Annotated in this window: 22 protein-coding genes; 14 read left to right on the forward strand and 8 right to left on the reverse strand. The window is 45.3% G+C overall.

Annotation, left to right across the window (positions count from 1 at the left end; genetic code table 11):
• Nucleotides 1-434: 434 nt before the first annotated feature.
• The 6 genes from ACYQ28_RS07275 to ACYQ28_RS07300 all read left to right on the forward strand — a co-directional run bounded on the left by ACYQ28_RS07275 (nt 435) and on the right by ACYQ28_RS07300 (nt 8,118).
• Nucleotides 435-1,670 (forward strand): sterol desaturase family protein, encoded by a 1,236-nt coding sequence (locus ACYQ28_RS07275; protein WP_460049143.1) that lies wholly within the window; start codon nt 435-437, stop codon nt 1,668-1,670.
• A complete protein-coding gene (locus tag ACYQ28_RS07280; protein ID WP_460049144.1) occupies nt 1,660-2,955 on the forward strand; it encodes an aminotransferase class I/II-fold pyridoxal phosphate-dependent enzyme in 1,296 nt (431 codons plus the stop codon). Before ACYQ28_RS07275 ends, ACYQ28_RS07280 begins: the two co-directional genes overlap by 11 nt.
• A 6-nt stretch (nt 2,956-2,961) precedes the next feature.
• Entirely contained in the window at nt 2,962-4,176 is a 1,215-nt protein-coding gene (locus ACYQ28_RS07285) for a hypothetical protein (RefSeq protein WP_460049145.1), read from the forward strand.
• Nucleotides 4,173-5,342, forward strand: a complete 1,170-nt coding sequence (locus ACYQ28_RS07290) for a GNAT family protein (protein WP_460049146.1) — start codon at nt 4,173-4,175, stop codon at nt 5,340-5,342. Before ACYQ28_RS07285 ends, ACYQ28_RS07290 begins: the two co-directional genes overlap by 4 nt.
• A gap of 71 nt (nt 5,343-5,413) precedes the next feature.
• The gene (locus ACYQ28_RS07295) at nt 5,414-7,279 is read left to right on the forward strand and encodes a MutS-related protein (protein ID WP_460049147.1); all 1,866 of its coding nucleotides are present in this window, start codon (nt 5,414-5,416) and stop codon (nt 7,277-7,279) included.
• 14 nt (nt 7,280-7,293) lie between these two features.
• Nucleotides 7,294-8,118, forward strand: coding sequence for a formyltransferase family protein (locus ACYQ28_RS07300; protein WP_460049148.1), 825 nt, complete (start codon nt 7,294-7,296; stop codon nt 8,116-8,118).
• Between the two features lie 27 nt (nt 8,119-8,145).
• Here ACYQ28_RS07300 and ACYQ28_RS07305 read toward each other — a convergent pair whose 3' ends face one another.
• From ACYQ28_RS07305 to ACYQ28_RS07315, 3 genes are read right to left on the reverse strand one after another with little or no spacing between them, the layout of a single operon-like run.
• Nucleotides 8,146-8,862, reverse strand: a complete 717-nt coding sequence (locus tag ACYQ28_RS07305; protein ID WP_460049149.1) for an LrgB family protein — start codon at nt 8,860-8,862, stop codon at nt 8,146-8,148.
• Nucleotides 8,859-9,194: a CidA/LrgA family protein gene (locus ACYQ28_RS07310; protein ID WP_460049150.1), complete on the reverse strand. Its 336-nt coding sequence runs from the start codon at nt 9,192-9,194 to the stop codon at nt 8,859-8,861. Before ACYQ28_RS07310 ends, ACYQ28_RS07305 begins: the two co-directional genes overlap by 4 nt.
• A 7-nt stretch (nt 9,195-9,201) precedes the next feature.
• On the reverse strand, nt 9,202-9,708 hold the full coding sequence (locus ACYQ28_RS07315; protein ID WP_460049151.1) for a disulfide bond formation protein B: 507 nt from the start codon (nt 9,706-9,708) through the stop codon (nt 9,202-9,204).
• A gap of 68 nt (nt 9,709-9,776) precedes the next feature.
• Here ACYQ28_RS07315 and ACYQ28_RS07320 point away from each other — a divergent pair, with 68 nt between their 5' ends.
• The gene (locus ACYQ28_RS07320; protein WP_460049152.1) at nt 9,777-10,211 is read left to right on the forward strand and encodes a flagellar basal body-associated FliL family protein; all 435 of its coding nucleotides are present in this window, start codon (nt 9,777-9,779) and stop codon (nt 10,209-10,211) included.
• Between the two features lie 127 nt (nt 10,212-10,338).
• Here ACYQ28_RS07320 and ACYQ28_RS07325 read toward each other — a convergent pair whose 3' ends face one another.
• Nucleotides 10,339-10,554: a 2-hydroxymuconate tautomerase family protein gene (locus ACYQ28_RS07325; protein WP_460049153.1), complete on the reverse strand. Its 216-nt coding sequence runs from the start codon at nt 10,552-10,554 to the stop codon at nt 10,339-10,341.
• A gap of 66 nt (nt 10,555-10,620) precedes the next feature.
• Nucleotides 10,621-11,805: a YbfB/YjiJ family MFS transporter gene (locus ACYQ28_RS07330; RefSeq protein WP_460049155.1), complete on the reverse strand. Its 1,185-nt coding sequence runs from the start codon at nt 11,803-11,805 to the stop codon at nt 10,621-10,623.
• Between the two features lie 121 nt (nt 11,806-11,926).
• On the opposite strand from ACYQ28_RS07330, the gene ACYQ28_RS07335 reads away from it, so the two are divergent.
• Together ACYQ28_RS07335 and ACYQ28_RS07340 are read left to right on the forward strand one after the other, a co-directional pair.
• Entirely contained in the window at nt 11,927-12,817 is an 891-nt protein-coding gene (locus ACYQ28_RS07335) for a LysR family transcriptional regulator (RefSeq protein ID WP_460049156.1), read from the forward strand.
• A 135-nt stretch (nt 12,818-12,952) separates the two neighbouring features.
• Nucleotides 12,953-13,117, forward strand: coding sequence for a DUF3012 domain-containing protein (locus ACYQ28_RS07340; RefSeq protein WP_460049157.1), 165 nt, complete (start codon nt 12,953-12,955; stop codon nt 13,115-13,117).
• A gap of 29 nt (nt 13,118-13,146) precedes the next feature.
• On the opposite strand, the gene ACYQ28_RS07345 is transcribed toward ACYQ28_RS07340, so the two are convergent.
• The 3 genes from ACYQ28_RS07345 to ACYQ28_RS07355 form a co-directional block, all read right to left on the reverse strand.
• Nucleotides 13,147-13,749 (reverse strand): acyl carrier protein phosphodiesterase, encoded by a 603-nt coding sequence (locus ACYQ28_RS07345; RefSeq protein ID WP_460049158.1) that lies wholly within the window; start codon nt 13,747-13,749, stop codon nt 13,147-13,149.
• Nucleotides 13,750-13,775: 26 nt separating this feature from the next.
• Nucleotides 13,776-15,368: a glutamate--cysteine ligase gene (gshA, locus tag ACYQ28_RS07350; RefSeq protein ID WP_460049159.1), complete on the reverse strand. Its 1,593-nt coding sequence runs from the start codon at nt 15,366-15,368 to the stop codon at nt 13,776-13,778.
• Nucleotides 15,369-15,433: 65 nt separating this feature from the next.
• Nucleotides 15,434-15,937 (reverse strand): hypothetical protein, encoded by a 504-nt coding sequence (locus ACYQ28_RS07355; protein WP_460049161.1) that lies wholly within the window; start codon nt 15,935-15,937, stop codon nt 15,434-15,436.
• Between the two features lie 607 nt (nt 15,938-16,544).
• Between ACYQ28_RS07355 and gspC the strand changes: the two genes are divergently transcribed.
• The 5 genes from gspC to gspG are packed head-to-tail and all read left to right on the forward strand — an operon-like array spanning nt 16,545 to nt 22,903.
• Nucleotides 16,545-17,576 (forward strand): type II secretion system protein GspC, encoded by a 1,032-nt coding sequence (gene gspC / locus ACYQ28_RS07360; RefSeq protein WP_460049162.1) that lies wholly within the window; start codon nt 16,545-16,547, stop codon nt 17,574-17,576.
• Between the two features lie 8 nt (nt 17,577-17,584).
• Complete coding sequence (gene gspD / locus ACYQ28_RS07365; RefSeq protein WP_460049164.1) at nt 17,585-19,603, forward strand: type II secretion system secretin GspD; 2,019 nt, start codon at nt 17,585-17,587, stop codon at nt 19,601-19,603.
• Nucleotides 19,604-19,617: 14 nt separating this feature from the next.
• Nucleotides 19,618-21,162, forward strand: coding sequence for a type II secretion system ATPase GspE (gspE, locus tag ACYQ28_RS07370; protein ID WP_460049166.1), 1,545 nt, complete (start codon nt 19,618-19,620; stop codon nt 21,160-21,162).
• Nucleotides 21,163-21,164: 2 nt separating this feature from the next.
• Nucleotides 21,165-22,406: a type II secretion system inner membrane protein GspF gene (gene gspF, locus ACYQ28_RS07375; RefSeq protein WP_460049168.1), complete on the forward strand. Its 1,242-nt coding sequence runs from the start codon at nt 21,165-21,167 to the stop codon at nt 22,404-22,406.
• Nucleotides 22,407-22,465: 59 nt separating this feature from the next.
• Complete coding sequence (gene gspG, locus ACYQ28_RS07380; RefSeq protein WP_460049170.1) at nt 22,466-22,903, forward strand: type II secretion system major pseudopilin GspG; 438 nt, start codon at nt 22,466-22,468, stop codon at nt 22,901-22,903.
• The last annotated feature ends 15 nt before the right edge of the window (nt 22,904-22,918 follow it).

A 22,918-nucleotide genomic window follows, 5' to 3' on the forward strand; every position in this document is an offset into this window, starting at 1 on the left:
CAAAATATTTAAAACCGCATTAATTCGCATAACCGAATTTACCAAAGATTAATTTAAGGTTACTTAATTAAGTTTAAGAAACTCTGATTAAGTCATGAATGAGCTAAGCAGAGGTTCCTTTAGTGATTATCGGTCATTTAATTGATTCCAATTAAATACTCATTACATGGATTCTTAAAAACAAGGTGTGTTACCCATCACGGATTTAAATCGGCACAGGTAATTTTTGGGCATTTTTAATACTGCCTCTGCATACGCTTGTCGAAAAAAACACCCTATCTAAACGCGGCACAAAACCAGTTTAACTATTTATGATTTATTAACGATTTATTTTAATTATTCTTAAATAACTCATTAACGATATTTTTGGCCCAACCTTGTTCGGCTGCGTGCACCTGCACGCCCGTAATTTGCGAAACGATAGAAGTATTTAAATGTTAAATTTTTATTTGGCCGTCGTCGTATTTTTTTCTTTTACTTGGCTATTCGAATATTTATACGGACTCAAAACCGGCAAGAATACCTACAACGGTAATGAATTCTTATCAAATATTTCCATGGGTCTAACCAGCACGCTGGTTAGTGTTTGCATAACACTGATCAGTGTGCCTTTGTATATTTGGATTTATGAAAACGCTTCTCTATCGTTTCTTAAAAACGCTTTAGCAGCGCAAATTATTGTTGCCGTAATTGCCTACGATTTTTTGTACTACTGGAATCACCGCTGGCATCACACCATCAGTTTTTTATGGCTCGGTCACTCGGTACATCACTCGGGTCAAACCTTCAATTACAGTACATCATTGCGCCTAGGCGTTATTGCCTCTGCCACCAGCTGGGTGGTGTTTATGCCTTTGGCCATGCTAGGGGTAAGTGTTGAGGTGTATTTTGGTATTTACGCGGTGCAGTTGTTTTATCAACATTTAATTCATACGCGACATATTCCCAAGCTCGGTATTTTAGAAAAATTCTTTTACACGCCGTCTCACCACCGCGTGCACCACGCCAGCAATAAAGAATACATCGATAAAAATCACGGTTGTTTTACGATTATTTTCGACAAGCTCTTTAATACCTACGCTGAAGAACGCGACGATATAAAAACCGTATACGGCACCACGCACGTAGTCACCAGCCACGTGCCTTCGAACGTGAATTTTTTTGAGTTAAATCGACTTATTCAGTATTTGGGTCGCAAAGCACGGCCGATAAAACAATGGTTTTCGGCGCTGTTTGGTGGGCCAGACTACGATGAACAAGACAACACAGCGCAATTGCCGCGGCCTGCTCTTGCGGATTATTCGCACAATGTTACCAAGTACGTAACCGCTTTATTTTTAAGCTCGCTGTTTTTAGCGCTTTATATAGCCATCAACTTTTTAAACAAAGCGCAAACCTTGGATTTTTTATCGTTAATCAGTTTTGTCATTTTGGTTATTGGCATTATCGACATCGGCGCACTGCATCTTAATCAATCACCTGCAACCTATCGCAGCCTTATTTACACCATGATTTTATCCAGTTTGGCGTTTTTTCTGCGGCAGCGACAGCAGCTGAACATCACTATTTTTGCTTTTGTCTTGGTCTTTTTAGCGGTTCACACGCTGATATTTTTTTACAAAAAACGACCAAGCACTCACTCGTTTGAAGGAATAAATTATGACAAGTAAAACCAACAGGGACATTACCGTTGGCTCAAAAGCCTGTAACTTTCTGCTAAACCGATACAACAAATACAAAGAGCGCGGTTATGCTGATGTGGTTTCGAGAATTTTTCACGGTATTCCTTCAAAGCACGCGCAAGTGAGCTATAACAATATCGAATTTTGTGACAACCCCACCGACAGTTCGCACATAGAAATTCAAAATGTATTGCATTTGGGTTCTTACAATTACTCGGGATTAAACGGCCACCCGGATATTATTGCCGCAGCAAAAACCGCACTTGAAAATTTTGGCACCACAACCAGCGGAGTGCGTTTATTGAACGGCACCTCGCGTCTTCACATTGAGCTTGAGAAAAAACTGGCCGAATTTTTACACTACGATACCGTTATTACCTACAGCAGCGGTTTTGCAGCTAATCTTGCCGTTTTCGATACATTATGTGATGCCAACGATGTTATTTTTTCAGATTCACTGAACCACGAATCTATCGTTAAAGGTATTGAGCTTTCCGGCGCACGCTGTGAAGTTTTCCCGCATAAAGATATGGCGGCGCTAGCAGCGTTGCTTGAAAAAGAAAGTCCTGAAATTCGTAAATTTATTGTTACCGATGGCGTATTCAGTATGGATGGCGATTTGGCGCCATTACCTGAACTGTGCGATCTCAGTGAAAAATACGGCTGTTTCTTAATTGTTGACGACGCCCATGGCACCGCTGCCATCGGCCCGAATGGCCGAGGTACGGTTGCGCATTTTGGCTTAGAAGACAAGGTAGACATTATTACCGGTTCATTAAGCAAAGGGCTTCCCGGTATTGGGGGCTTTGTTGCTTGTAACGATAAAACCGGCATTGTGCTTCGAACCGGTTCGGCACCTTATATATTTTCTGCATCAATACCACCGGCAACGGCGGCGGGTATTTTAAAGGCCGTAGAAATTCTAGAAACATCACCCGAAATTGCCGAGAGTCTACAATACAACGCTAAATTTCTTCGCGATAGCTTACGTGCCGCAGACATTGATATTTTAGACAGCGAAACAGCGGTTATTCCCATCGTGGTTCGCGCCGACGAAAAAGCCTTTATGCTTGCCAAGCGTTTACACGAAAAAGGTGTTTACGCCAATCCGGTGGTATTTCCTGCGGTAAAAAAAGGTCGCGCTCGCGTACGCTTAAATGTCAGTGCCGATTTAACGCAACAAGAACTGGACTTCGCGGTTAAAACATTAATCGAAGAAACCAAAGCTGTACTTGAGTCTACCAACGCCGTGGCACCCGCGGAGATGGCTTGATTCTCGATGCAAGGCTCGAACTATACAACAACCTGGGTCAGCTCACTGGCCGAGGTTGGCGAACACCATTGGCAGGCGTGTTTTCCTGAGGACGATATTTTAAGATCGTATAAAATGCAGCAGGTATACGAAGCGGCTCATTTAAGCGATGTTAAATTTCATTATTTGCTGATTAAAGACACGTCCGTGGATTGTGTTGTTGGGTTATTGCCGTGTTTTGAATTTCGATTATCGATGACCGACGTTGCACCACAGGGTGTGCAAAACGCAGTCGCACAAGTTCGAAAAATATTCCCGAATTTTTTGCGGGTCAGCGCCTTTGTTACCGGCAGCCCAATCGCCATTTGCGATGACTTAATTGGTATTAATCCGGCTTACCGACAGCAGAGCAATCGTATTCTGAGTTTGGCCTTTACCGAGTTTGATGCTAAAAGTCAGCAACTGAAAAAACAAATGGTTGTGGTCAAGGAAATTCGCCAACGTTATTTAGACAGTTTCAAAAATCAATTGTCGGAATCCTACTTGTTGGGCGAAAGTCCGCCCACCAGTTTTGCCTATGTGGGCGAGATAGATGGCAAAGATTATTTACACGCGTTCCGCAACCGCTATCGTAGTTCTATCAAAGGCTATTTAAATAAGTTTGCAAAAACCGGTTTACGTTGGGAAATTGTCCAGGATTTTGGTGAACATGCCGAAACCATGTGCAATCTGTACTTAAATGTTTTAAATCATTCCAAGGTAAAATTCGAACGGCTCACACCGGATTTTTTTCGCGCTGCAAACTCTATTTTAGGTGAGCAATCGTCGGCGCTATTATGCTTTGAAGGCGATAACATTATTGCCATGGAATTGATCATTCAAGGCAAGCAAATGCATCCTATTTATTTGGGAATGGATTACCAATATTTGCAAAATTCCGGCTTGTACTTCAACTGTTTAATTCGCTTACTTCAAGAAGCTGAAAATCGTGGCAGTTTTGTTGTTGAGCTTGGCCAAACCAGTTATGAGGCTAAATCGAATTTCGGGATTTGCTTAGAAAAATTATACGTTGCCATTAAATACAATAACCGTCTCGCGAATGGTTTGATAAGCCTATTCAAAAATCAGTTATTTCCCGCCTACCAACCGTTACGCGAGCGTAATTTATTTAACAACACGCAAGCGCATCGCGACAAGCTCGATCAAGCTCTTGCAGCAGACAGAGAGCCTTATCAATCATGAATACCTTGACTCTCTGCGCTTCGCTTGAGGATTATCGTTTAGATATTTTTAACTCGATTCAGCAAATAGATGCGATTTTTTGGGATGATCACATCGGTAAGCTGGATGTCAGTAAAAGCCATCAATTTTTAACCGACATAGAACGATGTTTTCCAGAACGTCAATATCGTTATGTTATGGTATACGCCAATCACGATCACAACAAATTGGTTGGTTTATACTTTGCCTGCCAGTATCAACACGATTTGCTGTTAACTGCACCGCCCGCGCTGAAAACACTAACGAGCGGTATACGCAAAGTGTTTAAAAATTTCGGCGCCGTTGCTGTTGCTATGACAGGTAATCTGGAAACGCACAGTCAAACTTGGTGGTTTGACGAAAAGGCTCTGTCACAGGCTCAATTTTTTACACTACTCGCCGGGTCGTTAAAATCGGTGTTTAAGAAAGCGTTTTTATACATTGTTCGTGACTTTAATATCGCCATACGTGATTTTCCAAGCGAGCTCAACCAAGCGCTAAACGATCAGCACTATTTTTTAACCGAAGGCTTACCTTTGGCGTTAGTGCATAGCAACGATCTTACCCCTGAAGAATACAAATCTCGTCTCAAACAAAATTACCGCAAATTGGTACGCAAAGCGTTGGAGAAGTTCGAACAACAGCAATTTAGCGTTACGCGATTGGATAGCTTTACCGAATGGGTAGATATTATTTATCCCATGTATTTAAACGTTCACGCTCGCGCTAAAGAATATGCTCGCGAGCCTTTTTCCCGTGAATTTTTTCTAACGCTGGCGAGTGCTGAAAATCATTATGCCGAACTGACCCTGATACTCGATAAAGACCACCAAGTTGCCGCATTTACCATCAGTATATTCGCCGGCACTTCTTATAATCCTTATCTATTTGGTTGCCGAGAACCTAGCGACAATGATCCTAACTTTTATTATTGTTTAATGTGGTTCGACCTAGAAAACGCTCACTCAAAACACATCCCTGTAATCGACATGGGTATTACCAATTATTTTCCAAAGCAAAACTTTGGCGCCGAACTTAAGCCTCTCAACATGGCAGTATCTTTGTGTCGACCCCTGCGGTTTTTGAGTCGTAGCCTCGCTAAGGGTTTAAACGAACCACAACCACCCGTGCGTCATGTGATGCGGTAATTTATACTTGCGAACGGCTTTCAGAAATTTCTGATGTGAATTTTACGACGATAACAAAACGCAGGTAATTTGTGACACACGCAGAATCTAGGGTTGAAAACGCTACAGCGAATGAATCTTCTAAAGCACAACAGGCGGTAATTGATCAGATAGAAGCCAAGCGAGATTTTTACCAAGCGCAAATAGAGCAACAAAACAAACAACTGGCGCTATTGTCTAAAATTCGTGTAACGCTCTTTTTGGGATTTATTGGGCCGTTGGCTTTTTTAGAACACGGTTTGTTTTTGGTAATTCCAAGCGTTATTTCATTGGTACTATTCATTGTTATTGTTAGACGTTACCAAAAAATCAATCGCAATAAAAATCACCATTGCGATCTTCTTGCTATTAACCAAAGAACCTTAGCGCGCATTTGTCGCGATTGGACATCTCTGGATCAAGCCAAAGATGACACCGACGATGCTATTTTTTGGCACGACCTTAACATTGGTGGTACTAAGTCATTTTTATCGCTAATTAATTGCATCAGTTCACCGCTGGGTTTTTCACGCATTAAAGCTTGGTTAAAAGAACCCGCACGTACCGAGGTCATTTATGAACGGCAAGCCGCACAACAAGCCTTAAAAACTTTGCTCGATTTTCGTCAGCACATTAATGCTCTGGGTTTGAAAATTGGCGAAATCAACCAACTGACCTTATTAACACAATGGCTGAAAACACAGCCGCAAAAGGGCCGTGCATCGGTTATTAATCGCCGCTTATTACTGGCGTGGAATCTATTGGGGTTAGGCGCCATCGGCGCTAGTGCTTTTTCAATTATTTCGCCTTTATTACCATCACTCTATGTTCTTGGTAACATTGTTTTAATCGTAAAAAATTCCGCTCAAGTTAAAAATCTGTATTTTCACATTAATATTAAGCCCGAGCAGATTAATGGTTTAAAAGAGCTCAGCGCGTCTATTGAACAGCTTTCTACAGACAACCGTCAGTTAAAAGATTTACAGGCACAATTGTCGGATCAAGACGGACATTTTTCACAAAGCTTAGAGCGCTTGCATCAATTAATTTTGCTCTCTGAGTTGCGCCTTAACGTGATTCCTTACGCGGTAATTTCGTTATTGGTGTGCTGGGATTTACACGTATTGTTAAATGCAAATATCTGGGCAGATCGCTTTAATAACCGTTACGAAACACGGTTAAGAGCCGTTGCCGATTTTGAAGCGCTGGCCACACTCGCGGCACTGGCTTACGAAAATCCAAGCTGGACGCTACCGACCATCGAAAATAATTTAACGAGCGCTATTGTTATCGAAAACGGCGCACATCCGCTTTTAGCAGCAAACAGTGCAGTTACCAATTCGTTTGAATTAACCCAACAACAACGTGTGTGTGTTATTACAGGTTCACATATGTCTGGTAAGACCACGTTTTTACGAACCATAGGCGTTAATGCAAAATTGGCGATGATCGGCTCTGTGGTTTGCGCGTCACGCCTATCTATGCCGCGCATAGAAGTTCTCACGAGTATGCATATTTCTGACTCACTGCTCGACGGTGTTTCGCTATTTATGGCCGAAGTCATAAAAATTAAGGCCATTATCGAGAAGCTAGAACGTATTCGCAGTGAAAACGATACCAATACGTTATTTTTATTGGACGAAGTTCTACGAGGTTCTAACGATTTAGAACGTAAATTTGTCTTTGTAGAATTATTAAAAAAGCTCGAAACCTACGGTGGTTATGGGTTAATTTCGACCAACGATATTTCCATTGCGAGGTCATCGGAGGTCGATGCCATTGTCGAGCAATATCATTTTCAAGAGTCTTTATCTGAGCAAAATCACGGTGTTAATTTTGAGTTTGATTATAAACTCAGACCGGGCTTGGTTTCTAAAACGAACGCACTGCACATTTTAAAATCAATGGCAGTGGTGTAGCGGCTTATATATTTGTGAAAATTATTCTAGCAACACTTCCAACCTTATATTCTATTTATTTTTTAAACGTTTATTTACGTCGCGACAAGGGTTCGGTGAATACTGTTTTGGTGTCAACCAAACCGGTGGTTATTGATAAACGTAAAATAACCGGAATTGCCGACACCGTATTTTTACTCAATCGATTCGGCTTACGCTATTTTTTATTTTTGGCGGCCAATCAATCGTTAATGGCGAAAATTCATCAGCAAAGTAAAGCGTTTGAGTCTGTACACGATAATCTTTGGAGTTTAGATAAGCTCGCCTATCATTTTGGCTTTGATGTTATTACATCGAATAATTTTAATTCTGAAGCCTGTATCAGAGAGTTGAGCTCTATCAACCCTGATCTTGTGGTCGTTAATGGTTGCGATCAAATTTTAAAAAAACCGTTTTTAAATGCCGTAAATAAAACTGTGAATATCCATCCATCTTTTTTGCCAGATGATCGCGGCGTTGATCCGATATTTCAAAAATATCTACGCCAAGCCCATGAAGTGTCGGTAAGTTTGCACGAAATTACCGAGGCAATCGATGAAGGGCCTTTACTGATACAAGATTTTCATAGCGCTCAAAAACACGATAGTTATCTACAATCTTCAATGGCCCATGGCCGTATGGCATCAACGCTGTTGAAGCAATATCTACAAAACCCTACAGAAGCCAAATCACAGCGGGCCGAAATACAATTCCCGTACAAATCTTGGCCCACCACAGACGACTTGAAGATTTTCAATAAGAAGGGTTTAAAGCTGATAACCAAGCAAGCTCAACAGGAATTGTTGAGCTTTTCGGTTTAACGTAGAGATTATCGAAGCGAGGTGGGATTAACCGAACAAAACAATCTTTAGGTAGGGTAGCATAAACGCACTAAAGGTACCGGTTAAGCCCATTCCCAAACCCGCTAAAGCGCCGCAGCGAACGCTGATTTCAAATCCGCGCGCCGTACCCACGCCGTGGGCCAGCACCCCCAAAAGAATACCTTGCAAGCGATCGTCGGTAAGGCCAGCTATTTTAAAGATGGTTGGCCCCATCAACGCACCGGCAATACCGGTAAAAAGTGTTACGGCGGTGATGAGCGATACCAAGCCACCTAGGTTTTCGGTAACACCAATGGCAATTGGACTGGTTACCGATTTTGCGAGCAAGCTCACCAGCACCTGTTCGTCGGCACCAAACAACCACGCCGCACCCAACGCCGTTAAAGGCGCAATCACTGAACCTAGGGCAATGATAACCAACGCAGGTACGGCAATACCGCGCAGGGTTTTTAGTTCATTGCGCAAGGGCACTGCGAGGGCGACCGTTGCCGGACCTAAAAAGAACAACAGTAATTCGTTGTTTTTAAAGTAGGTTGGGTATTCGTGGGGTGTTAATAAGATAAAGCCAACAATGATTACGGTACCCATAACCACCGGGTGCATCCACGCTTTGCGACCGACTTTTTCGTAGCAAATCAAACCCACCTGAAAGGCTAATAGGGTGAGCGTTACGTTAAACAAAGGCGACGAAAAGAGCGCATCGACGGCGCTGTCAAAACTCATGGTCTACTGATCCAACGTAAAATAAGTGCACAAATAAACAGAGCTACCGCGGTACCTAAAACCATGGCCGCCAGTAACGCCGGCCACTGTGAAAGAATGTTTTCAGGCAAAAAGAACAAGCCAACACCGGCCGGTAAAAAGAACAAGCTGAGGCTTCGCACAAGGCCATCGGCAACTTTTTGCAACGGCTCAGGTGTGGGCATGAACAACAGGTAGATAAATAACAATAAAAGCCCAATTACCGAGCCTGGAATGATCAGGTTAAACCAGCGTACCAATAGCTCGCCCAAAGCCTGAAAAATAAATAAAAACAGAAAACCTTTGATTAACACACGTTACTCAGTTCCGGCGTAATAGCTGCCAGAGATTAAATAATACCAAACCAATGAACGCGACCAGTGTCCAGCCGGGAATACTAATTCCCAAAAACGTCCATGAAATTTCTGCACAGTTGCCGTCGCCGCGTAACAGTAACGTCAGTGCTTCTTGTAGTGGGAACGCATCTAAGAGGTAGTTCAGCGATGGCCCGCACGCCGGTGCTTGGCCTTCGGGAAGGCTTTGCAACCAAAGCTGGCGAGAAGAAAAAAATCCGCCCGCAATCGAGCTTAAGATTCCCAACACTGCCAGTGTTCGACGCGCCCAAACTGGGTGATGTACGGCAACTGCAATGAGCGCCCACAATCCAGTGGCTATAATGAATACACGTTGGGTGATACACAACGCACAAGGAACAAGACCCATAAAGTACTGCATGTACAGGCCGACAAGCATTAAACCAACACAGCCCAAAAAGATGATGAAGTTGGTCAGCCGAATTCCCGGTAACCATGCAACAGACGCAGACAAGCTAAATTCTCCTAACAGTGGCAACAGGCGTAAGCCCGTTACAAAATTAATTCAAGTCGAGGCCAACCATGAACATTAGCAACCGAATTTTAACGACAATGGCCTGCGTTTGGATGGGCTACGCAGGTCTGGCATTCGCCGAAGACGAAAAAGAAGCCGAAGGCGAGGTGGCTGAACCAATCGCCGCCATTTACGTGCCTCTAAAACCATCGTTTGTCGTCAATTACGGTGGTGCCGATAAGTTACGTTATATCAAAGCCGATATTACCGTGCGTGTAAAAGACACCATCACCGCAGATCAAGTCCGTCATCATTTACCGTATTTACGCAACAACATTGTTTTGTTGCTGAGCAAGCAAACCGATGACACCATCACCACGCAAGCCGGTAAAGAACTACTCCGACAAGCCGCCTTAGAAGAAGTGCACTCTGTCATGGCTGCCGAAGAGGGCGAAAGCGGTGTTGTGGACTTGTACTTCGATAACTTTATTGTCCAGCACTAAACCGTTCGGCACTGGATTGTTCAGTGCTGGATTATTCAGTATTAACCTTTGCCATAAGCATAACGATTAAACCGTTATTGCTCGGCAATGTACAACGATCAAAACTTGAATCACTTGGTGAAAGAAGTTAACGACTAGCCGCTTTTGCTTTTTTGCGAAGCTCGGTTACCACTTCGCCACCAATACCCCAGTTGTCGGTTTCAACTTCATCGATAACAACCACAGTGGTAGCCGGATTTTTGTTGAGGGTGGTACGCAATAACTCGGTAACACCGGCGATTAACTCGGCTTTTTGTTCTGCGGTTGCCCCTTCGCGGGTTATTTTAATGTTCACATAAGGCATGATGACTTCCTCTACTGCTTGCTTTTAGATAGCTGCGCCAATAATTACGACGCTTTTAGGTAAACCCTAAGTTGTGGCGGCAAGCTGTTCCTTGCGTTCCAACAGCTTTAAACCAATAAATAACACGCACCCCAAGCTCATAACGGCGGCGGCAAAATACAAACCCGAGGCGTAACTGCCGGTTTTTTCGGCCAACAAACCCGTCACGGCAGGGCCAAGTATCACCGCAAAACCATAGGCAACCGTCATCTTGCCCATCATTTTGGCGGGACGACTTGGAAAGTAGCGGCCACTCATGGTCAACACCAAACTTACAAGTGCGATAAAGGTAGCGCCAAACAGTGCACAACCGATAAATGCGAAGGTAAACGTGGGAATAAGAACCGGTAATAAAATACCCACAACGTGAATGACCGAAACCCAAATCAACGTCATCACATAACCAATGTGCCGAGCGACGATATCCCAAAGAATACACGCCGGTGCTGCGGCAACCCCCATAATCATGAACGCCCAACTGCCTAAGCCTTGCAATCCGGGTAGTTCTTCAATGATGGCAACAATAAAAGTAATGCTCACCACGTAACCAATTCCGGCGCAGAAATAGGCCACCAAAAATAATTTGAAAAACCCAGGGCTTGGCGGACTGTCTTGCGCAGTCGCTTGCTTGGCTTTGGCATTGTCATCGGGCTTGGGTAACCAAATCCAAGCGATAAACGCCAAAACTACCGAAATAGCCGTTAATAGAAGCCATTGCTGGCGCCAGTCAAACAGGTCACCCACAACCTCAACCAATAGCGCTGTAAACACCACACCAATACCAACGCCCGAAAAGTGCACACCAAGCTCTGGACGAAGTTGTCGGTTGGTTCGCCAATTTAAAATCAGCGCAGAAGCCAAGAGCATTCCTGCGGTACCGCTGAGTCCGGCTAAAAAGCGGAAGAACATCCACAGCCAAAAGTTTTCGGTAATGGCCATGCCAGCCGAACTGATAACCGCCAGCAATAAACCAATGCGATAGAAAAGATCTTTGGTGGCTAAACTCTTCACGCTAGCAGCTATAAAAGCACCGCACAGGTAACCCAAATAAATACCCGAGGCCAACCAACCGCCTTCGGCCAAACCTAATCCGGTTTGTGACTGCATAATGGGCAATAACGGCGTGTAGGCAAATCGAGCGATGCCTATGGTTAGCAACAGACTCGCAATTCCAGCACCCATGACTCGCGACTGTTCGCTCAATACAACCATTTACAAACACCTTTCAAATTCTTGCGCAAACAGTAATTAAACGCTTTAATCTCTTCAAGCGAATTATACAGATGTAATTATTCTCTAATTGAGATACTTAAGTTTTCAACGAGTTAACATCATGGAAATACAGGCCTTACAAACCTTTCTTGCCGTTATCGATGAGGGCGGTGTGCTAGCGGCCTCTAAGGCACTGCATACGGTTCAATCCAACGTCACCAGTCGTATTAAGCGTTTAGAACAAGAACTTGGTACCGAGCTGTTTTATCGCAGCGGCCGTGGTTTGGAGCTGTCGCCCAGTGGACGAGAACTCGCCAAACATGCTCGCGAACTCATTCAAATGGAAAAACTCGCTTCTTTGGCGGTAAAAGAGGTGGGTTACAACCGCGGTGAAATTCGTATTGGCACCATGGAGACCTTTGCGTCCTATCGCTTACCTCTCGCCCTAAAAGAATTGCGTAAAGCTCATCCGGGTATTCAGATTAAAATCGAAACCAACACCTCGCAAACACTCATCAACAAGGTGTTACAACATAAGCTTGATTGCGCGTTTATCGGCGGTCATTACGAAAATCCGGCGTTAAGCACCGACGAAGTTTTGGTGGAAGAACTGGTACTGGTGCGCGCCAAGCACGACCAAAATCCTGATACACCGTTGATGCTGTTTCGCGAAGGGTGCACCTATCGAGATCGCGCTTTGCAGTGGCAATCGTTGTATGGAAAACAAACTCAAGAAATCTTAGAACTCGGCACTCTCGACGGCATTTTAGGTTGCGTGAGCGTGGGTTTAGGACTAACGCTGATGCCAAGCTGGGTGGTGGAATCGAGCCGCTTTCGCGATGAGTTAATTATTGAGCGTGTTCCTAAAAGTCTGGCCTTAGTGCCAACACTGATGATTTGCCATCAGCGTGAAACCGAGTTAGCCGCATTAACAACACTTCGCCAAGCGGTTATCGGCCAAGGTATTTCCAAACCTCACTCCGTTGAGACTCAACAATCTGCTGTGGCCTAATTTGTTACTGGCCTAATTTATTACTGGATTAGTTTGTTACTGATCTAGTTCGTTACAGACTTTTCGTTACTAAGATTGCCAAGTTTCGCTAAACTGCGCACCAACAATAATGTCGCTTAACGTTGGAATGGTGTTATGAAATTAATGGTAATTGCTGTGGCTCTGATTGGAATTACACTCGCAGGCTGTGCACCAGAGGTGGGTAGCAAAAAATGGTGTGAACAATTGAAGGAAAAGCCCAGCGGCGACTGGACGGTAAACGAAGCCAAAGACTTTGCTCAATACTGCTTGTTTAAATAGAGACTCAAATAGAGCGCTCTACAGAATAGTTAACCCTTAAAGTGTTCGGGCAGCTCATTAAGATGTTGCCGGGCACGTTGTTGCAATATAGGAAATAAAGCGTCAAAACCTTCTGCGATCTCGTCGTAATGCTGCAAAAATGCAACGAAGGCTTGATCCAATCCCAAGGGTCTTCGGCGACGCATCTCCATGCTATCCACAATTCGACCTAGTCTGGGAAGATTTCCGTAACCCGCCAACAGATCGGTATTTTGCGCGTGTTGCAGCCAGATCTGCGCAGATTTCGGTAAAATCAACTCAAATCGCGACAAATTTTGATAAAAATCTTGAGTAAACGATTCCAGAGTTTGATCGTGAAATTGCGACCACTGCAAACACAGGAAATGATCGATCGCCAAATCGATAATGATGGGCGCAATGCGACGATGCTTTGCCCCCAACTTTTCGGCAATCGATTTGAAGGTTGAATCTTGATCGGACCAAGCATCTAGCTTGCGATGCAACCAAATGCCCTGCTCAACGGCTAAAGGCCAAGCGCCGGTAAGCGGCCCTTTAACAAAATCACCAAGAAATCCGCCCACTTGATGATCTTCAAGATCGCCAGATACTAAAATGTGGGCAAGATAATTCACGGCTTAACCAGCGGCTAACAACCTAATTACGCGCGTGCGCAAAAGTCGTATTGGGCGTAATAATCGCTTAGGTATTCATCAAAGCCTAGATCATCTTTAACTTCGATGGTGGCTTGCTCCAACAGAGAAGATTCAGCCATGGCCTGTAAGCGTTCATTGGCAGAATCATCAATACCCACCCGCTTAAAGTACTGTGAATGCTGCTGAGCGAGCTCCATCGTATGTTCGAAGAAAGTCTGGTTGTTTTCACGCATATTGCGCAAAACTCGCGCAGAAGGCGTAAGTTCAGGATCTTCAATCACCGCAGATTGCGCTTTAAGAGCACTCATGTAGCCTTGATTGCCGCAGGAAAGATCTAACAATTCTGCCACCGGTTCCATGGCCGTTAACAACTCTTGGCCCCATTTGCGCAGCGGCTTTTCGTCGCCATTATCAATCAGCTTGATGGCGGGATCACGACCGTTATACACGGTGCGCTTTTGGTTTTCCTGAATGGCACGGAATTCCTGTTCGAAGGTTTGAGGGCTTGGAGTTAACAAGCAATACAACAAGAAGGTATCTAAGAACAACATCTGATCGCGCGAAATACCCAGCGGCTCATAAGGGTTTAAATCCAAACAGCGCACCTCTAAGTATTCAACACCGCGATAGAACAACGCCGTTAATGCAGTTTCATCTGTACGCGCCGTGCGCTTGGGACGAATGGAACTGTAGAACTCGTTTTCGATTTGTAACAGCGAAGTATTCAACTGCAGATATTCACCGGTCTCGTCTCGGGTACCAATATTTTGGTAACCCTCGTAAGGGGTGTTGATTGCTCGACAAAGCGTGCGAAGATATGAACGTAAATCGTTGTAATCAACCAACAGGCTGGTTTGAGCGTCGCTTTGGTAGCCCAAATCACCCATGCGAAGCGACGTCGCATAGGGCCGATAATAGGTTTTGCCCTCATCATCAAATTTTTCTAGGCAGTGGTTTTTATCTTCAACAAAACAACCACATACCGCAGGTGATGCGCCAAACAAATACAGTAACAACCAAAAATAACGGCGGAAGTTGCGAATTAGGTCGAAATAACGGTTGGTTCTGAATTCTTGTAAATCCAGTTTTGATTGCTCTAGGCCGTGTAAATGCGCCCAGAACGGGCTTGGCAGTGAAAAGTTGTAGTGTATGCCAGCGATGGTCTGCATTTTACGGCCATAGCGATGACCCAGCCCCAGCCGATAAATGGTTTTCATGCGGCCAACGTTGGAGTTGCCATAAAGAGCGACCGGAATATCTTCATCGTCTTCTAAAAGACACGGCATACTTGCCGGCCAAAGATGCTCACCGTTTAAATGACCGTAGGTAAACTGATGCGTTGCCATTAGGTTTTCGATAACTGCACCAACCTGATGAGAAGGCGGAGTAATGAATTCCAACAATGATTCGCTAAAATCTGTGGTGATTTGCGGGTGGGTTAATGCCGACCCCAATTTTTTAGGATGCGGAGTTTGGGCCAGTTCACCAGCCTCCGTCACGCGTAGACTTTCTTTTTCTAGGCCACGCAAAATGCCATACAAAAGCGGAGAGTTTTCAGGCTTTTTAAGATCGTTAAGAAGTTTGTCGAACGTAGCCAAGAGGCCTCCTTAATCGGCTTAATTCAAAGCCGTTGTTACAAACACTACCCGCTTACCGAGATTATTTATGCGGTTTGCTCGGCAGTAATTTCAGTGTATTCATCAGGGTCACACGACTCAGCCTCAACGGTATCGGTTTCGTCGGTCGTTGAGTCTGCACCAGCGTGGTTTTGATCAGCAACGAATTCTATAGTCTTATCACCAAAATCTTGAACAAAAGTTTGTTCCAATACGAATTCATCGTTGGTTTTTTCATCGCTAACAGATTTCGTGCCGGTTTCTTCTGCCACTGCGATCTCTTCATCGGATGCGGCAACTATCGAACCCGGCTCGGGTAAATCAGAGATCCAACTCGGATCAACAACAGGCACACCCTTTTCTGTGGTCTCGGTCTCAACAATGCTAATACGTTGACTATAATCGCGAGCACTTACCTCAAAAACTTCGTTAACCGCCTCATCTTTATTAACGGCACGAAATAGCCCTGCGGGCTCACGACCACTGACCCATAACCCCTGACGATTGAGGAAAAATCCTTGGTGATTTTGCAAAAGGAAAATTTTACTCATGATGTGCTCCTAAACTAATACGTCAGCTGGGTAATCGGAGTTATTATATTAACCGATCGGTTTTTGGAGAAAACCTCCGCTCTAAAGCCAAAATTTGAGCAGGATCGCTTAAATGGTGGCACCCAGCTTGATGTTTTTCGACTTTATACCTGTAAATTAGTGACGCCAAACCGTCATAATTTTGTAGCATTATGCGTCGGCCAAAAGTGAATTGCTAAAGCAATAACAATTTGGCTGCCAATATTTGCTAACGATTATTTTAGCGTTTTTCAAAATTTCGGTGCACAAGTGCCTAATATTTTGAGAGTCGTCGACTTCTCAAAAATGATTATTTTTTGGGCGACCACTGAAACAATACTTAAACTAATTACTGAAAAAGTAATTATAAACAACGGTTTTTTAAGGATGGCAGTAGAAGGCCGCAATCGATAACGGGTATTATGGATTGATTGAGTTCGTCATATGAACAAATCAATAAGTTCCGTTTTTATCACAGCGAGAACCAAATTTAATTTCTACCATCTGAGCTGGGACTCAGAGAAGCTATCATTTTTTGTACAACGGTAATTCAAAAACCAACACCTAAACTTGCAACAGAAGCTCAGACATGAATCAAGCAGTTAGTCATCTACCAGCGATACTTAAGCAAAGCTTGGGCAAGCCCAGCACGCTGATATTGGCTCGCAATATTTTGGTGGTGGTATTTCTACTTTGGGCTTGCAGTAACCTTGCAAATCTATTTTGGGCCTTATTACCTGCACCTACTCTCCCAGAACCGTCATCGGCGGCTCCCAGAAATGTGGTTATTGAGGTCAATACAGGCGCAAATCAAGGCTCAATCGATATTGAATCTTTAGCCGCTATTGAATTGTTTGGCTCTGTTGATGCCACAGCAGCAGTTGAAGAGGTTGCTCCAGTCGCCACCGATATCATCGAAGATGCTCGCGAGACCTCTCTGAACCTAACATTGAAGGGTGTTATTAAAAGTAGCATCCCAGAAAACTCTGAAGCCTTTATCGCTCATGCGCGCGACGAAAAAGCGTACAAAGTTGGCGATAGCCTACCCGGTGGCAACAATGTCAAGTTACTTCAGGTTCAAGCAAATCAAGTTATCCTCGATAACAACGGTAATAACGAATCTCTTCGTCTCTTTGAACCTAACAGTGACTTAGGTAACTCGCGAAACGATTCTGCTCGTAGCAATGTTTCACTGGGTCGAGTTACCCGTGACCCACAAGAAATTCTTAACGAAGCGCTAGAAGAGGCGGGCGTTGACCCCAATTCATCCACCGCTTCCGATGACGAGGATGACGACGACGAAGACGATACTGAACCTCGCGTAGTTACACGAGCGCCAAAGTCACTCGCCGAAGTTATTAAATTTAGCGTGGCTCGTGAGGGTACCGATATTGTCGGCTACCGAATTCGCCCAGGCCGCGACAGAGAAATTTTTGACCAGTTGGGCTTACAACCTAACGACATAGTTACAGAGATAAACGGCATTGCGCTGAATAACTCTGGCAGCATTACACAGGTTTACCGCGAAATGCGTGAAGCCACCAGCGCAAGAGTCACCCTTTTGCGCGATGGCCAGAGCCAATCTATAAACATCGAGCTTGATGCAAATACCGAAGAGTGAGGATTAACGTGCGCCGATTTTTGTTAGCAGCGCTACTATTGTGTGCCGGTCACACATACGCACAGGACCGCGAAACTGAGAAACTAACCCTCAGCTTTAACGACGCTGATATTGTTGAGGTTATTCGCTTTGTTGCCGAAGCCACCAATAAAACCGTGATCATAGATCCACGCGTTAAAGGTAAGGTGCAGGTATTTACCAACGGTGAAGTTACTCGCGATCAAGCTTACGCATTATTATTATCTATTTTAGAGTTACACGGCTTTACCGCTTTTGAAAACGGTAACGTGGTGCGTGTTGTACCAAACAAAGACGTACGCTCTTCACCCATTCCTGTGACCGGTGAAAAGGCCGCACAAGCTGGTGATGAATACATCACTGAAGTTGTTACACTGCGCAACATTTCAGCGGCTAAAGTACTGCCGGTATTACGTCCTCTGGTCGCTCAACATGCACACATGGCAGCTTACGACCCCAGTAACTCCATCGTAATTTCTGATACCGCCGCCAACATTGAGCGCGTCAAGCAAGTTATTGCACAAATTGACGGCGCCGCCGTATCTCAAACCGAAGTTATTCAGCTTGAATATGCACCGGTTTCTGATGCTCTGCAAATGATGGAAGCATTGCTCAGTGGCGATGCCGGAAAAGACACCGGTAGCCTAAAAATGGTTGCCGACGCTCGGACCAACTCTTTATTGGTCAGCGGCGACCAGGTACAACGCAACCGAGTAAAAGATTTGATTGCTCGTCTTGACCGTCCGCAAGCCCAAACCGGTAACGTGCGCGTTTTGTATCTTGAATACGCCAATGCCACCGAGGTTGCGCAAACCCTTCAGCAGCTCCTGCAAAACTTGTCACAAGGTGGCGGCGATGCTGCGGCAGCAACTGGCGGCGGTGGTATTCGCCCGTCGGTAGAAGCTGACGAATCTACTAACGCTCTATTGATCACCGCCGAAGGCGATACTCTCGACTCATTGTTACAAGTCGTTGAGCGACTCGATATTCGCCGCGCTCAAGTCTTAGTTGAAGCGGTTATTGCGGAGCTTGAAGACGTTGACGGCAAAGATTTAGGTATTCAATGGTTATTCGCCTCTGAAAACGGTGGTTTTGGCTCCAGCTCACTGGGTGATGGCATCTTGTCGGGCGCGGGCTCAATCGCATTATCGGATGACGACGACGTAATCGAAGATATTGCTGGCGCTATCGGCTCGATCACTGGCACTACTTTTGGTGTCGGCGATTTCGACGGCGAAAAAGGCTTTATTGCTTTGGTTAACGCGCTGCAAGAAAAAACCAATTCAAACATTCTTTCAACGCCGAGCGTGTTAACCACCGACAACCACGAAGCCGAAATCTCCGTCGGTCAGGAAGTACCTTTCGTAACCGGTAGCTTTACCAGCACCGAAGGTAACGTGAACAACCCGTTCCAGACTATCGAGCGCCAAAACGTTGGTATCACCTTGCGCGTAACGCCACACATTAACGAAGGCGACAAAATTATTCTCGATATCGAGCAAGAAGTATCAAGCTTGACTGGTGAAACCAGTGCGTCGGATGTAATCACCAACGAACGCTCCATCACCACTCAAGTCTTAGCCAGTGACGGCCAAGTTGTCGTATTGGGCGGACTAATGCGCGATAACGTGCAAACCTTCCAGTCCCGTGTGCCTATTTTAGGTAGCATTCCAGTTATGGGGCGTTTATTCCGCTCTAACAGTGATCGAGTGACCAAGACCAACTTATTGGTATTTATCCGCGCTACTGTTATTCGCGATGACGAAACGCTAACCGGCACCACGGCTGAAAAATACAAATTTATTCGCGAACAGCAACTCAGCGCTCGTCGCCAAAAAGGTCTCAGTCTGAAGAAAGATTTACTGCCCGTTGTTCCTGAGTGGCCAATCTCTCCAGAGACCGACTTATCAGGCTACGCTACTAAGGCTGCCGAACTTGAAGCTCAGCGCTTGAAGAAGTCGAAGAAAAAAGACAAGCCGCAAGAAGAAACCAGCGAAGAAAGTAACTAGGCCCGGATTTAATCATGGCAGAACAAGCCTTTGACACCGAAGAACAAACCATCGAACTAGACCCAGCAACCGTGGCTGCCGCCCCGGTTGATGAGGACTACGAACGAGCCTTGCCGTTTCATTATGCCAGCGCCCATGGCGTCATTTTGAAAGACGGACAAATTCTTCATCGCGGCCGCTTAGGCCTGCCTATGCTGCTTGAGCTGCAACGTCATCTCGGCCGCGGCTTTATAACCGTCGCCATATCTGATGAAGAATTCCAACGTGCACTCAAAGAGATGTATCACGGCTCCAGCGGCTCTGCACAACAAGCCGCAGACGAAGTTGCCGATGATCTTGGCAGCGATATCGATCTTGGCTCTCTGGCTGAAGAATTAAGCGATGACCAAGAGCTGCTTTCCGGCAACGACGACGCACCGGTTATTCGTCTAATCAACGCCATTTTGTCTCAGGCGGTACGCGAGAAGGCATCGGATATACACATTGAGCCCTACGAAGACCGCGTAGCCGTTCGATTCCGTGTCGACGGCGTTCTCAACGAAATGTTGTCGCCCAAAGCTGTTTTAGCACCTTTGTTGGTTTCCCGTTTAAAGGTTATGGCGAAGCTCGATATTGCCGAGAAACGCTTACCTCAAGACGGACGCATCACGGTAAAGCTCGCCGGTCACGGCCTCGATATTCGACTTTCTACAATTCCTTCGGCACATGGCGAACGCGTGGTATTGCGTCTGCTGGATACCACTGCTGGCCAGTTATCTCTGAAACAAATCAACATGCCTGAAGCCGTTTACGAAGGCTTTTCCGGCTCATTGAATAAACCGCACGGCATTATTCTGGTGACCGGTCCTACCGGTTCCGGTAAAACAACCACTCTTTATGCTGGTTTGTCGCACATCAACGATCGCAGTAGGAACATTTTGACCATTGAAGATCCGGTGGAGTATATGCTGCCGGGCATTGGTCAAACTCAAGTTAACTCAAAAATTGATATGACCTTTGCACGCGGCCTACGGGCAATTTTGCGTCAAGACCCGGATGTGGTGATGATCGGTGAGATTCGAGACCAAGAAACCGGCTCCATTGCCGTTGAGGCCAGTTTGACGGGTCACTTGGTGTTATCAACCCTACATACCAATACGGCGATTGGTGCGGTAACACGCTTGCAAGACATGGGCATAGAGCCATTCTTGTTGTCTTCGAGTTTGACCGCAGTAATGTCACAGCGCTTAATTCGAATGCTGTGCAACAAATGTAAGCGCGAAGATCATCCAACACCGGCCGAACAACGTCACCTCAACCTGTCAGCCACAGATACCATATACCGTGCCGTCGGCTGTGATGAATGCCATCACCAAGGTTATCGTGGTCGAAGTGCAATTTACGAGTGGATTGAGATCACCGATCGTCTGCGTAAGCTTATTCACGAAGACGTGGGTGAGCATGTGCTCGAAGCCGAAGCTCGCACCCAATCTGATTCCATCACCGAGCATGGTCGCAAGCGTGTTTTAGCCGGCGATACCAGCATTGAAGAGGTCATGCGTGTAACCACGGCGATGTAATCATGGCAGCATTTACTTATACAGCTCTTAATTCGACGGGTAAAACCGTTAAAGGTGTTATCGAAGGTGACAGCGAACGTCAAGTTCGCGCTCAGTTACGTACACAGCAACTCAAACCTTTAACCGTATCGTCAACTAACGATAAAAAGTCTAAAAATACCGGCGCTAAAGCGAGTAAGAACAAATCGTTTCTTTCGGGTTTGTTTGGCCCTAAGTTAACAGTTAAAGAACGAGCCCTAATCACCCGCCAGTTGGCATCTCTACTGTTATCGGGTCTGCCTCTAGACGAGGCGATCAATACCGCCGCCAAACAGACCACCAAACCTTCAACTCAATCAATCTTATTGAGTATTCGCAGCCGCGTTTTAGAAGGCCACTCACTTGCACAGGCGTTCGGCGAGCACCCAAAAAGCTTCGATAACATGTATCGCTCCATGGTTCGCGCCGGTGAATCTTCGGGTTATCTAGGGCAGGTTTTAGAGCAGCTTGCCGAATACATTGAGCGCAGCCAATACACGGCAAGTAAGCTTAAAGCGGCGATGATTTATCCCATTGTGTTGTTGTGCGTGAGTGTCAGCGTTGTTGCTATCTTGATGGTCTTTGTGGTTCCAGACCTTGTTGGTATGTTCCAACGTAGCGAGCGAGAATTACCCTTTATCACTAGGGTTCTAATTGGAGCAAGTAACGGCCTGAGCAACTACGGTATTTACATACTCATTGCCATAATCGCCGCGATTTTTGGTTTTAAATCGCTGCTAAAAAACGAGAAGAACCTGCGTGCTTGGCACAGCTTCACGCTAAAGGTACCCCTCGTAAAAGATGTCATTCTACTTGCCGAGAGTTCGCGATTTGCTGGAACACTCAGCCTTTTAGTAGAAAGTGGCGTGCCCTTGCTACAGGCGCTAAGAATTGCCACCCAGGTTTTATCTAACACTGCGCTGCGTCATGCTTGCACCGATGTCAGTCGCTCCGTACAAGAAGGTGGATCGTTACACAAAGCCTTAAAAAACGCCGGTTGGTTTCCACCATTGCTTGTGCAAATGACAGCCAGTGGTGAGGCGAACGGCACTCTGGACAAACAACTTAAACACTGTGCAACCAACCAAGAGCGCGAGCTAGAAATGATGCTCACCACGGTTATGGGTATCTTCGAACCAGCCATCGTTGTCATTATGGGTATTTCTATCGCCTTTATTATGATCGCGATTTTGTTGCCCATCTTTGAACTCAACCAGCTTGCGTAGATCAGAGCAGCTACACGTTCAAAAACGATTTGACTGTAATTTTTAATGGATGAAGGGTTATGAACCAGAAAACAAAAAACGCGGGTTTCTCGCTTATTGAAATCATGGTGGTCTTGGTGATCATGGGTCTGTTAGTAGGGATTGTGGCGCCTAACGTTCTCAAAAACGTCGATGACGCCAATATTCAACGTGCCTATGCTGACTTCCGCAGCATCGAAACCTCTTTAAAATCCTACCGCTTGGATAACTTTGTTTATCCATCAACCGAGCAAGGCTTAGGTGCTTTAGTCGAAAAAACCTCTCTTGAGCCGGTGCCTCGCAAGTTTCCTCAGAGTGGTTACTTAAACGAAGTACCTCAAGATCCTTGGCAACGCGATTATGTCTATATCAGTCCTGGAGAAAGCCACGACTATGACATTATTTCCTACGGTGCAGATGGCGTTCCCGGCGGCGAAGGCCAAAACGCCGATCTAAACATTTGGGATAAGCCTGAATAATCGTGACCTGCCAGC

The sequence above is a fragment of the Sessilibacter sp. MAH1 genome (assembly GCF_054658315.1).